The 12,954-nt window shown below is 29.2% G+C and carries 12 protein-coding genes, 1 pseudogene and 1 other annotated feature; of the genes and pseudogenes, 10 read left to right on the forward strand and 3 right to left on the reverse strand.

Annotated elements, in window-relative coordinates; translation table 11 throughout:
- Window positions 1–247: 247 nt before the first annotated feature.
- Window positions 248–448: a DUF975 family protein gene (locus CC89_RS19825; protein WP_081896946.1), complete on the reverse strand. Its 201-nt coding sequence runs from the start codon at window positions 446–448 to the stop codon at window positions 248–250.
- A 52-nt stretch (window positions 449–500) separates the two neighbouring features.
- Window positions 501–749: a binding site (T-box leader), on the forward strand.
- 339 nt (window positions 750–1,088) lie between these two features.
- Here CC89_RS19825 and cysK point away from each other — a divergent pair.
- Together cysK and epsC are read left to right on the forward strand one after the other, a co-directional pair.
- On the forward strand, window positions 1,089–2,000 hold the full coding sequence (cysK, locus tag CC89_RS03065; protein ID WP_035288909.1) for a cysteine synthase A: 912 nt from the start codon (window positions 1,089–1,091) through the stop codon (window positions 1,998–2,000).
- A gap of 106 nt (window positions 2,001–2,106) precedes the next feature.
- The gene (epsC, locus tag CC89_RS03070) at window positions 2,107–2,700 is read left to right on the forward strand and encodes a serine O-acetyltransferase EpsC (protein ID WP_035288911.1); all 594 of its coding nucleotides are present in this window, start codon (window positions 2,107–2,109) and stop codon (window positions 2,698–2,700) included.
- Between the two features lie 29 nt (window positions 2,701–2,729).
- On the opposite strand, the gene CC89_RS03075 is transcribed toward epsC, so the two are convergent.
- Window positions 2,730–3,218, reverse strand: a complete 489-nt coding sequence (locus CC89_RS03075; protein WP_035288914.1) for a hypothetical protein — start codon at window positions 3,216–3,218, stop codon at window positions 2,730–2,732.
- A gap of 317 nt (window positions 3,219–3,535) precedes the next feature.
- Here CC89_RS03075 and CC89_RS03080 point away from each other — a divergent pair, with 317 nt between their 5' ends.
- The 6 genes and pseudogenes from CC89_RS03080 to CC89_RS21390 form a co-directional block, all read left to right on the forward strand.
- Window positions 3,536–3,841 (forward strand): four-helix bundle copper-binding protein, encoded by a 306-nt coding sequence (locus CC89_RS03080; protein ID WP_286161321.1) that lies wholly within the window; start codon window positions 3,536–3,538, stop codon window positions 3,839–3,841.
- 295 nt (window positions 3,842–4,136) lie between these two features.
- Entirely contained in the window at window positions 4,137–4,673 is a 537-nt protein-coding gene (locus tag CC89_RS03085; protein ID WP_035288916.1) for a hypothetical protein, read from the forward strand.
- A gap of 405 nt (window positions 4,674–5,078) precedes the next feature.
- Window positions 5,079–5,771, forward strand: coding sequence for a response regulator transcription factor (locus CC89_RS03090; protein WP_035288919.1), 693 nt, complete (start codon window positions 5,079–5,081; stop codon window positions 5,769–5,771).
- A 28-nt stretch (window positions 5,772–5,799) separates the two neighbouring features.
- Window positions 5,800–7,053 (forward strand): HAMP domain-containing sensor histidine kinase, encoded by a 1,254-nt coding sequence (locus tag CC89_RS03095; RefSeq protein ID WP_035288921.1) that lies wholly within the window; start codon window positions 5,800–5,802, stop codon window positions 7,051–7,053.
- Window positions 7,054–7,222: 169 nt separating this feature from the next.
- A complete protein-coding gene (locus tag CC89_RS03100) occupies window positions 7,223–9,850 on the forward strand; it encodes an ABC transporter permease (protein ID WP_035288924.1) in 2,628 nt (875 codons plus the stop codon).
- A 235-nt stretch (window positions 9,851–10,085) separates the two neighbouring features.
- A pseudogene (locus tag CC89_RS21390) lies at window positions 10,086–10,241 on the forward strand (AAA family ATPase); the annotation flags it as partial.
- Window positions 10,242–10,382: 141 nt separating this feature from the next.
- On the opposite strand, the gene CC89_RS20985 reads toward CC89_RS21390, so the two are convergent.
- Window positions 10,383–10,514 carry a hypothetical protein gene (locus CC89_RS20985; protein WP_353600925.1) on the reverse strand — a complete coding sequence of 44 codons (132 nt, stop codon included), beginning with the start codon at window positions 10,512–10,514 and terminating at the stop codon, window positions 10,383–10,385.
- Between the two features lie 664 nt (window positions 10,515–11,178).
- Here CC89_RS20985 and CC89_RS21395 point away from each other — a divergent pair.
- Both CC89_RS21395 and CC89_RS03120 read left to right on the forward strand, forming a co-directional pair.
- A complete protein-coding gene (locus tag CC89_RS21395) occupies window positions 11,179–12,525 on the forward strand; it encodes an SEC-C metal-binding domain-containing protein (RefSeq protein WP_353601173.1) in 1,347 nt (448 codons plus the stop codon).
- Window positions 12,515–12,952, forward strand: a complete 438-nt coding sequence (locus tag CC89_RS03120) for a hypothetical protein (protein ID WP_185750661.1) — start codon at window positions 12,515–12,517, stop codon at window positions 12,950–12,952. Before CC89_RS21395 ends, CC89_RS03120 begins: the two co-directional genes overlap by 11 nt.
- Window positions 12,953–12,954 lie beyond the last annotated feature (2 nt).

Consider the following 12,954-nt stretch of genomic DNA (forward strand, 5'->3'; position numbering starts at 1 on the left):
TATATTGTGCTAGATTTAAATTTTTAGAACAATATACTGTATGTAAATTCTTTAATGCAACAGTCCCTTTGATATAATAAATTTTTCCTTAACTAACAGTAGTTAGTTATATGGAAATAAATAACAAGCAAAAGATGATGGTATATTTTGTGTCAGACAAGGAAGCAGAACCCACCGATAGTAGAACTATCGGTGGGTTCTGCTGACGCAGTATGACGCAAAATAGACTAGCATACCGACTTGTTATTTATTTGAATGTGCCTAAGGCTAATTCTTCATAGAATTCACAATGAGCAGTATTGAAATATGGCGTAACAAATATTCCAGCAATACCTAACGTAAAAATAGAAAGTAAACTCCAACCTATAAAGCTAAGATAGAAAGTAAACAGCCTACTTTTGTTTCTATCCAGAAATAACTTCAATTTATTTGTAAAATGTGTTGACAAATTTAATTTTCAAGAATATAATAATAAAAAAAGAATTCATAGTAAAATACTCGGAAATACCTTGAAGAAGGAAAGTAACGTAAATAAAGTTTTACAGAGAGGAAATCATTTGCTGAAAGATTTCTAAATGAAGTTTATGTGAAGTGCCCTTTGGAGTTGTGTACCGAACTTATTTAGTAGGCTACACCGGGTTCACCCGTTACAGTGATAGAGCATAGCGCTGTGCTTGAAAAGGAAGCTGGGGTTTTTATTTATAGAAATCCAATTAGAGTGGAACCGCGGATATAACTTCGTCTCTATTATTTAGAGAGGGAGTTTTTTGATTTTCTAAGGGATTTCCAAATAAAACAGAGAGTTTACTATGAATAATAATTTATATATAAAGTAATTAATGAAAGCATTTTTCTATTTTAATGTGAGTAAACAAAGGAAACGTCCACAACAGTGGAATAACATATAGTGAATGCATTATATGTATAAAGTAAACAGAAGCAAGATTTAAATAAATGTATAAAGTATATATGAAGGGAGTGAAAATTTAGTGGGCTTGTGTATTTATAATGAAGTTTATTGTGCCATAAAATTGTTTATTTATATGGTCTTTAGTAATTATAATGCATTTTCTCGCTAAAGATAAATTATGATTTATAACAATGTAATAGATATGATAGGTGCAACACCTTTATTTAAACTTAATAATATGGTAGAAGAAAACATGGCAGAGGTCTATGTAAAGCTAGAAAAATACAATCCAGGCGGAAGCATAAAGGACAGAGCTGCTCTTGGCATGATAGAAAAGGCAGAAAAAGAAGGTACCTTAAAAGAAGGCTACACTATAGTGGAACCAACTAGCGGCAACACCGGCATAGCCCTTGCTATGATAGGAAAGTTAAAAGGTTATAAAGTGATAATAGTAATGCCAGAGACCATGAGTATAGAGAGAAGAAATATGATGAAGGCCTATGGTGCAGAACTAGTTCTTACAGAAGGCAGCAAGGGAATGAAAGGTGCCATAGAAAAAGCCATGGAAATAGCGAAGGATAAAGAGGGGTACTTTATACCTCAGCAATTTATAAATGAGGCCAATCCACTTAAACACTACGAAACCACAGCAGAGGAAATAATAGAAGATTTAAAAGATATAGATGTATTTGTAGCTTCAGTTGGAACTGGCGGAACTGTGATGGGAATAGGTAAAAAACTAAAAGAATATGAAGAAAATATAAAAATTGTAGCTGTAGAACCTGAAAAATCTCCTGTAATATCTGGCGGTGAAGCAGGACCTCATAAAATACAAGGCATAGGAGCAGGATTCATACCCGACATCTACAGGGGTGAATTAGTAGATAAAGTCATTACTGTATCTGATGAAGAAGCCTTTGAATATGCAAGAAAAATGGGAAAATATGAAGGAATTTTAGTAGGAATATCCTCAGGAGCAAACATTGCAGCAGCCATAAAAATTGCCAAGGAAATAGGCAAGGGCAAAAAAGTTGTTACAGTAGCTCCAGATGGAGGAGAAAAATATCTTTCTATGGGATTATATGATTAAACCATAAAAAGGTACAACGTGGGGAATTATGAAATTTTATAATTCAAGTAATGTAATAATTATTGTGGGATAATCATGTAATTGGTATATAATGGAGGTGAATTAAATGAGAAATCCATTTGGATTATTAAAATATGATTTGAAAAATGCTATGGATAAAGACCCAGCTGCAAGAAACATGGTGGAAGTTTTCTTTTTATATCCATCTATCCACGCAGTTATACACTACAGAATAGCACATTTTTTATATAAAAAAAGATTCTTCTTCGTAGCTAGATTTCTATCACAGCTATCAAGATTTTTCACTGGAATAGAAATACACCCAGGAGCCACCATAGGCAAGGGACTGTTCATTGATCACGGTATGGGTGTTGTTATAGGAGAAACAGCTGAAATAGGGGACAATGTAACCTTATATCATGGAGTTACACTAGGGGGCACAGGAAAAGACAAAGGCAAAAGACACCCTACAGTAGAAAATAATGTAACTATAGGCAGTGGCGCAAAGGTTCTAGGGCCAATATTAATTGGAGAGGATGCAAAAGTAGGAGCCAATGCAGTAGTTTTAAAAGATATACCAAAAGGATCCACCGCAGTGGGAATACCAGCAAGAATAATCATTGAAAAATATCCATCAGTTATAGAAATAAATGATTATTATGGGAAAAGAAAAAAGATATATAATGAAATGGTAATATAGAAAATAAGCAGTAAGTAACACAAAGTTACTTACTGCTTATTTTCTATTATGTTTTTAATATATTGTAAGTTAAATTTACTAGTTTTAAATTCATCATTTGTGATTTTATAATATTTCGAGCCATATTGATCACGAACATTGATAATTTTTAAATTTTTATCATAAGTTCTTATGGTTACTGTATAATTAAATATATTTGAGCCATCATCTTTTTTAAAATATAATTCAATACTATATGGATTTTGTAGATTATGAGGTCTTGTGTTTTTCAGTTCAATAATTCTTAATTTTTTTAGATATTTTACTATTTCATTAAGGTTATTTTTATCAGTACATTTAATTGTTTTGTAATTTGATTCCTCAGTTGGCGCAATAGTAATGGACGCTTCAGTAAATTTACCATTTTTATATTGCTTTAAAATTAAGTTATAAAAAGAACCCCATTTAGGTGATGCTAAATAAATAAAGCTAACAATTAAGGCAATACCTAGTATTTTGAAAATTAATTTTTTACGCATAGGACACCCCCACAATTTATATTTTATAGAAAACTTGTGAAAACCACCATTGCTTGTGTCTGTGGTAATTCACTTGAATTAATAAATAGCCCTTATAATATTATATCAATTTTTAGTTAATATTTGACTCTTATTTTAATTTATGTATAAAACAATTATGAGTTTTATGAAATATAAGTAGAGTGTTAATTATTCCATTTACTATTTGAATAAAGCACATTACTTTTAACCAAAATATATTTGTAAATGAAAATATATTAAAAGGAGTGTTTAAAATGGGTGTAGTAACTAACGTAACTGACAAATAACAAGCTTGTATAGATGCTTGCGGAAAGTGTGCTCAAGCATGCTTTGAATGTTTTGATGCTTGCTTACAAGAGACAGACGTGATTGCAAGAAAAAATTGCATAAAAATTTTAGTTGAATGTGGCAAAATGTGTAGTATGTCAGCAGCAATTATGTCAATGAGTGGTGAATTTGCAAAACAACACTGCGGTCTTTGTGCAGATATTTGTAACAGTTGTGCACAAGAATGTGCAGTGTTCAAAGACGATCATTGCCAAAAGTGTGCGGAACAATGCCGTACCTGTGAAAAGGAATGTAGAAACATGGCTGCAAGATAGTAAGGCCATAGTTTAAAAAATTGAGAAAAGTGGAGTAAAATTTACTGAAAATAAGTTTAACCAAGAATTCTCGCTTCAGCGCAAGTAAGTTGAGGAGAATTTAGTGTAATAATATAATAATAAAAAACAAAGCAGTAAGTAACATAAAGGTGTTTACTGTTTTGTTTTTTTGCTAAATTTACCACATATATTAACACATAAAATATTTCACTAAGTACAAAACTAAAGGAGAATGTGAATAATAAAATATAGTTTTGTGTCATATACAAAATGTATAAATTGGAGGGAAATTTTTATGTTGAATTGGAGAAATATTGTTTTGTCATCTATATTGGCGGGGACACTTATAGCACCAACAGCTGTTTATGGCATGGCTAATTTAAACAATAATTTAGTTGCAAGCTGCAAAATATATAGTGAGCCAGAGAATGAGGAAAAAAAATGTCCAGATTGTAAAGATGAGCATGAAATATTCCAAAAAAGAATGGAAAAGCGAATGAAAGATAGAGATGAGCTCATAGATAAAGCTGATAAAATAGTTCCAGGAACTAAATCTCAGTGGGAAAAGGTCAGTAATGAAAGGAAGAAATTATTGACAAAATTAAGAGAAAGTAAACCAGAAAAGGAAGATAATCAAGGAGAAAATCTCAAAGAAAAATTTAAAAATAGGCAAAACATGAAAGAAACTAATAAGAAAAAGTGGGAGGATTTGAATGAAGCTGTAAAAGATAAAGATGCTCAAAAGGTTAAGAGCAGTTTTCATTCTATACTCCAAACAATGAAGGAAAAAAATGAGAAGTTATCAGAAAAAATAAATAATGCTAAAAAATAGTATAAAAGGCTCTCACATGGTGGGAGCTTTTATTTTGAAGTTTGTTTAAAGTTATATAAAAAATTATCTTTTATAAGTTACATGAAAAGAAATAACAAGTCAAGGATGAAAATAGGAAACTCATACCTTTATGGATAAGTTTTTTATAGGTTATTAAACCATCATAAAAAGGAAGTATTATATTAAAAGAGAATTAAATAGTAACACATGATATAATTTAGGTACATAAAAAGAAGTAACAAGTTAAAGATGCTGATGCATTTTATGTAAGATGAGGAAACAGGTTCCGTCTTTGGTAAGGCTATCAGCAGGTTCTGCTGATTCAGTATGATGTAAACTAGATTAGCATACTTACTTATTATTTATTTGAATGTGCTTTATTTACTATATTGGAGGGGGTACAGCATGAGCAGCATATTGTTAGTTGAAGATGATAGCATATTAGCATATAGCGTAGAATATACACTAAAGGGTGAAGGATTTAGTGTAAAGTGTGCGGGAAATGTAAAAAAGGCTAAGGAGAGTTTTAAAGAAGAAAGCTTTGACTTAATAATTTTAGATGTAATACTTCCAGATGGCAATGGATATGAGCTTTGTAAGGAAATAAGAAATATATCTGACGTACCCATAATTTTTTTAACCTCCTGCGATGAAGAAGCTAATGTGGTTATAGGATTGGACATAGGAGCTGATGATTATATAACCAAGCCTTTTAGAATAAAAGAGTTAATATCAAGGATTAGGGCTATACTTAGACGTAATAAAAGAGTCTTAAATAACTCAGATTTATTGCTTTCTGGAGATATAAGAGTGCAGACACTACAAGGGAAAGTTGAAAAAAATAATGAAGAAGTAGTACTTACAGCACTAGAATATAGACTGCTTTTAATATTTATAAAGCATCCAAATCAAATACTAAGTAGAAATATTATATTAGAAGAATTATGGGATAGTGAAGGTGAGTTTGTAGATGACAATACTCTTTCAGTATATATAAGAAGACTTAGAGAAAAAATCGAGGATAATGCAGCGGAACCTAAATATATAATTACTCATAGAGGATTAGGGTATAAATGGAATTACAAGGTGAGTAATTAAGAAAAAGCTATATTTGGAGGGTAGGAATATGGAGTCAACTTTAAAAAATCCTGAAATGAAAAGCATAATTATAAAAATTTTAATAGTTCAAAGCATACTTGCAGGGATTACATATATATTCTTTGGTTATCAATTTAATAAATTAAATACAAACATAGTAAACCAAAATTCTATTATGATAGGAAAGATATTATATGAGCACCCTGAGCTGGAAAATAAAATTATAAAATATGTAACAAAAAAACCTACGGAAACGGAGGTAATTACGGGAAAGAAAATATTAAAACAGTATGGGTACTATGAAAGCATGAAAGTAACCTCTCAGCCGCTACTTGAAAACTTTTATAGAAGCTTTAAAGTAAAATATATTTCAGTATTTGTACTTGGTTTTATGTTTTTAATTTATATAGTTATATTAGAATATAAAAAGATATTTAAAAAAGTAAAAGATATATCACTTGCCTCAGAAAAAGTTATAGAAGGTGATTATAGCTTAGTATTCGATGAGGGCAAGGAAGGAGAATTCTCAATTTTAGCTCATAATTTTAATGTAATGTCTCAAAGACTTAAATTAAGTCTACATAAGCTTCAAGAAGATAAGGTTTTTTTAAAAAATATAATTTCAGATATATCCCATCAATTAAAAACTCCACTAACGTCATTATTTACAATTAATGAACTTCTACTAACTCGCAAGGAAATGAAAGAAGATATAAAAATAGATTTTCTAGAAAAAAGCCAGTCTCAATTAAATAGGATGGAATGGCTAATAATAAATTTGTTAAAAATAGCGAGGCTTGAAGCTCAAGCCATAAGTTTTCAAAAGAAAAATATACTTGCAATAAATTGTATTGAGAGAGCCTTAAGTAGTTTAAAATTTAAAAGCGATGAAAAGCACCAAAAGATAACTATAACTGGTGATGTGGATAATGTGCATTTCTATGCTGATGAACAATGGACAACGGAGGCAATGTTAAATATTATAAAAAACTGCATGGAACATACAAAAGAATGGGGAGAAATAAAAATAAATGTCTTAGAAACTCCTTTGTTTAGTAGGATTACCATTGAGGATAATGGAGAGGGGATAGATAAAAAAGATTTACCTCATATATTTGAAAGATTTTATAAGGGAAGTAATTCTGTAAATGCAGAAAGTGTAGGTATCGGACTAGCACTTACTAAAGTTATTATAGAAAACCAAGGAGGAAGTATATGGGTCACAAGTAAAAGGGGGAAAGGAAGTAAGTTTGATATCACCTTTTTAAAGACCATAATATAGAAACCTTACTATTTAGTAAGATAAAAAACACCTTCCTGTAAGTTTGAAATTTTATAATAATATAGAAGCACAAAATAGATGCGGCACATGAAACAAAATAATATTTCAAAATAGGGAGGAAAAACTTAATGGAGTATGGGAGCATATTTAAAGATGAGGTGATGGGAGCATGAGAAATTATAGTTCTATCACATATAGATATTTAAAAGGGCAAAAGAAAAGGACTATACTTACAATAATAGGAATAGTTCTATCTGTTGCGCTTATCACAGCTATAGGTACAATGTTAGTAACTATGAGAGGAAAATGGATAGATGATGTTATAAAGGAAACGGGGCATTATCACTCAAAATTCATACAAGTAGATGGGGAAAAGATTGATAAAATAAACAATAATGTAGATATTGACAAGATATCAGTAACTAATGAAGTTGGTACAGGAATAGTATCAGCTGTAAGTAAGGAGGAAAGGGATAATAATCCTATAGCTCTTTCGAGGAGATATTTAGATATAAAAGCCTATGATAACAGAGCACTACGGATGATTCCTATTAAAATAAAAGATGGTAGGCTTCCAAAGAAGGAAAATGAAATAATACTAGAATATTGGGCACTTGATTATTTACCCGGAAAACCTAAGATTGGAGATAATATAAAATTAGACATGGGCATCAGAAAAGTAAAGGAAATGAATGAGAATGATAAATCCGGAGAAGCTCGGGACACCTTTACTAAAACAGGAGAAAAAGAGTATACAATAGTGGGTATTACTGAACCTAAATTTTCATGGCCAGGCGGTTACTATACTCGAGGAATTACTTTTTTAGATGAAAAAAATCTATCAAAAGATAAGAAATATGAAGTATATGCAAAGATGAAATCAGTGAAGGAAGTACATGAAAAATCTCAAGAAATAGTTGAAAATCTAAATATTCAAGGAGGAAGAACATCAGAAAATCCACAGAATCATAAAATTGAATATAACGAGAACCTCTTAAGATTATATGCTCAAAGTTTAAAGGATTCTACAAATAAAGGATTAATAACTGTGACGGCATTTATAATAGTTTTAATTATTATAAGCACTGCAGCGGTTATATATAATATACTTAACATATCCGTTTTAGAGAGAATTTCACAATTTGGAATACTCAGATGTATAGGAGCTTCACCAAAGCAGATAAAAAAATTGGTTTTAAAAGAGGCATTGATTTTAAGTGTCATAGGTATACCTTTAGGACTTGCTAGTGGAGTAGTAGCTATGGAAATAGTAATTCACATAGTGAATATGTTAGTAAAGGAAAAAATAAAAATAGTTGTATCACCTATTGTATTTATAATAGGCGTTATATTAGGATTAGTTACAATTTACTTATCTGCCATAGGACCAGCTAAAAAAGCTTCTAAAGTTTCAGCTCTGGAGGCTGCAAGAAATACAGGGAGCTTAAAGAAAGAAAATCTAAAAAAGGTTAGAAAATATAAAATAATTAATAGGATTTTTGGAATAGAGGGACAAATTGCCTATAAAAACCTTAGAAGAAATAAAAAGAAATTTAGAGTTACAGTATTTTCATTAGTTGTGAGTATAGTACTTTATATAGTTTTCGGAAGCTTTGCAAGTCTTGTATTTAAAATGGGAGTAGTAAAGGAAAAAGATATGAAGGATTTTGTGGTGTGGAGAAATGAAAATGCAAATAAAGAAATAAGTGTTTCTACTTGTGATGAAATTGGAAAACTTAAAGATGTAGAAAAAGTATATAAAGTTATGACAAACAGTAAAGTCATTCCAGTGCCTAAGGAAAAAGTGAATCCTAAATTATTGGAGTTAAGACCTCATTTAAAAAGCGGAATAAAAGAAGAAAATTTACTTCTTGATAATAATATTTTGATTTCCTATGGAGATAATGTATTACCTGAGCTTAAAAAATATCTTAAGGAAGGTACTGTAGACAAAGAAAAATTAAATAGTGAAAATGGAGTAATAATCATGAAGACAAATAGTCTAAATGATGAAGATACCGGAAAAACTACTATGCTGGATGTAGTAGATTTTAAGGTTGGGGATGAAATTAAAATTTTTAATGAAAATCACCCAGAAAATAATAAAAGTCATGACCAAAAGAATGTTAAAACTGTTAAGGTTGTAGGAATTTTAGAAAAGGGTATTTTAGGTAATGAGTATAACCTTAATGGTGAAATAAGTTTAATAACTTCTGAACAGGTATATAAAAAGCTTACTGGAAATAATCATATTGAAAGATTGTTTGTGCAGTTAAAGAAAGACTGTGATAAAGGTAATGTAGCAGATTACTTAAAGACATTAAGTAAAAAGGACCCTAGATATGAGTATATAGATGCTGCAGAACAATCAAAACAAAATAGGCATGAAGCTATAGTAATCAATATATTTTTATATGGCTTTGTAGCAGTAATAAGTCTAATAGGGTGTTTAAATATTATAAATACCATAAGTACAAATTTAATGCTTAGAAAAAGAGAATTAGCAATGATGATGGCAGTGGGCATGGATAAAATTAAAATGAACAAAATGGTTTGTATTGAAGGAATATGCTATGGTGTAATAGCATCACTATATGGAGCAGTCATAGGAACAGTACTTTCATATAAATTATTTACACTAATGAGCAATTTCAGAGACTTTCAGTGGGTATTCCCTGGAAAGCAAATTTTAGCAGCTGCTCTTGGAGCCATAGTCATTTCCCTTGCAGCTACCTATATACCTTTAAGAAAAATAAACAAGGGAAATATAATTGAAAATATTAGAGCGGAGGAATAGAAGCAGCTGTAATATACCGAAAGTTACGAAATATATTTTAAAGTATTTTGTTCAAAGGATATTAAATATAGGGTATACTATTGAATATAAGCAGATTGTATATAAAGTTTAGGTGAATTTAACTAAGAATCCCTTACTTCAATGTATCAACTGCGGGTAGAATGTAGTGCAAAAAAATTAGTATTTAAAATAAATGTATAAGTGGAAACTATTTAGGATTGAGGAGTGAGAGTAAATGAAAAGAATACCCTATGGCATTTCCAATTTTGAAGTTTTAAGGGAGGAAGATTACCTTTATGTAGATAAAACTTCTTATATAGAATTATTAGATAGATACGCTCCTTATAATTTTTTTATGAGACCTAGAAGGTTTGGAAAAAGTAAAATGGTTCAAGAAGAACTTGGAGATGATGATTTAAAGAAAGTATTGATTATTATGGTAGGTAAAAAGGATATTCATACTGTAGAGATATAGAAGTAAATAAAACAAGGACAGTTAACAAGTTTTATGAAAAACTTGTTAACTGTCCTTTTAATCATAAACTTTTTCCAATATTATATTCTCATCGAAGCCACCGCGTTCACTTCTCTTATGGTAGCATTTATCCAAAAGATCCTTCTCAGAATAGCCTAAATTTTTACCAAGGGAAAATATAACTTCCATAATATCTGCCAGCTCTTCTAAAAAAGAATTTAATGATAGCTATGATTAAACCACAATAAGGTATAATGTGATGGAATTATGAAATTTCTCCTCCATGACTTGCATAAGAGCTCGGAACAATAAATTTAATTTAAGAAATTCTAATCTTTTAGCCATATAAAATTATCTAACGCTCACATTCAGCATCCTGCCTCAGGTTCGCTAGCCTGGCGTCCTTTTAAGGGTTACGATAATTTTATCTGTCTAAAAGAAGAATTTGTAAAATTAAATTTAAACAGTTCCTTCGCTTCTTATGCAAGTCATTCCAGAGAAATTTCATAATTCAGGTAATGTAATGCTTTTTGTGGGATAATCATAGCTATATTTTTAGATAATAATTTTTAATCCTAAGATAATAAAAGATATCAGACTAAATTTAGAGTTTATCTATATAAAATATTATAATACTAATTTTAAAATAAGAAAATGTGATTAATGATTTTACTAGAACTTTTATGTGAAATTAATGGTTATAATAAAAATACATTGAGAAAGACATATAAACGTTGGTATTATATAATAATAAAGATAATTATTATTATATAATTAAGGAATAGAAATATGAGTTTATACAATATTAAGTCAAGATTCATAAAATAATAAACAGAAAGGAATGGTGTAAGTGATGATTAACATTAATAATGCTGAGTTATGGTATGAAACATATATGGATTTAAGCACTAAGGAGAAAGATGAATATATTATGGAGACATTAAAGAAGTCGTTGTCTGAAGAGTTTGTTAAAGAAATAGACTTTGTTGGTTTTATAATTGAATTATTTGATGATTTTATGGAAAGAAAAGATTATGAAAAAATGTTTAAAGTGTATAATGATATAGTGGAAAATAACGAAAACTTAATTAATGAAGAGTTTTATTTTATAGACAATAAATTTATAGATTATTATTTATTTAAGCAAGATAAAGAAAAATTAAATTTACATTTAAAAAGTTTTATAAACAATCCAATAGATTCAATTGATTATTTAATTCCTATGATAAACAAATTATGTTGTTACGGATATGATGATGTAGCAGTGGATATATGTGAAAAAATATATTTTTCTGTAAAGAACTCTAATAAATTATTTGGAAATGTAGAAGGTGAACTCTCAAAATTTATACTTATGTATAAAATACAGGAAATGTATACAGAGATAAAGAAAGAAAATTTAATTAATCAAGAGAATATATTAGAATTTTTAAGAAAATATGATTTGGATATTACTAAACATTATAATATGATTGTTGAAACATTAAAAAGTGATATGGCTAACTTTGAAATTATAAAAAGTGGAGAGTTTGAATATGATGAAAAAGAAAATATTCAAAGATTAGAATTATATTTTTGCAAGTATATGATGGATGAAAAAAATATAAGTTTTAATGTAAGTAGTGATTTATGGTACTCAGCCATAGAAAATACTGTAGAAAACCGCAAGATAAAAAATGAAGAGTATGCTTTTGATGAATATTTTTTTATTGATGATGAGAAGTATGATGAATATTTAGGAAGCCAATTTCAATTTTTATCACTTGATAGGTTAGGAGCTTTTAAAATAGGTTATGGTATTCATTATGTGTATGATTTTTTATATAAGTACAAATTAATTTCTCAAGAGGCTTATGAAAGTAGTTTACAAATTATTGAAGAAAAAAGGAAATTGGTCTTAAAGTCTATGAATGAAGAATCATGGAAATATAATTTTGTATGTATATGGAATAAGGCAGATTCTATAGATGTTAATGATTATACTGCTGAAAAAGATTTTATAGAAAAAACATTTTATGCTAATATTGATTTTAAAAAATATATGCCAAAAGAATATATGGAATCCTTTAAAAGGATAGAAAAAAGAATAAAAGAAAAGGAACGAGAAAGTAAAACTATACGAAAAGAAATTAATATTGGTAGAAATGATCCTTGTCCATGCGGCAGTGGCAAAAAATATAAAAAATGTTGTGGAAAATAGAAAAGGAGATGAAATTATGTCAGAAGAAAAAATACAGTATGAAACAGATGATAATGAAAAGAAATATGATTTAGATGAGGAAAAAGATAATTACAGTTTCGGAGAAGAGATAGTAGCGGGAAGAGCTGTGGAAGCAGTTATGAATTTATTAGGAATTATTACATTATTAATTACAATAATTGCGGCTATAATTTCCTTTATTAAATTTAAGTGGTTAGTTGGTTTAAGTATATTATTTTTAGGCATAGTTTTAACTTTAATAATATTTGCTATAAGCAAAATCATTGAATTGCTTACAATTAACACAGTAAAAATGACTAGGCTTGAAGAACAACTTATGGAATTAGCTGAAGATGGCGTTGTAAGTCTGGTAATAGATTCTAATATAAAAATTCCTAACAGAGAAGCTAGAAGAAAGAAAAAGTAGAG

This window comes from Clostridium sp. KNHs214, from assembly GCF_000744935.1.
GTDB lineage: Bacteria > Bacillota > Clostridia > Clostridiales > Clostridiaceae > Haloimpatiens.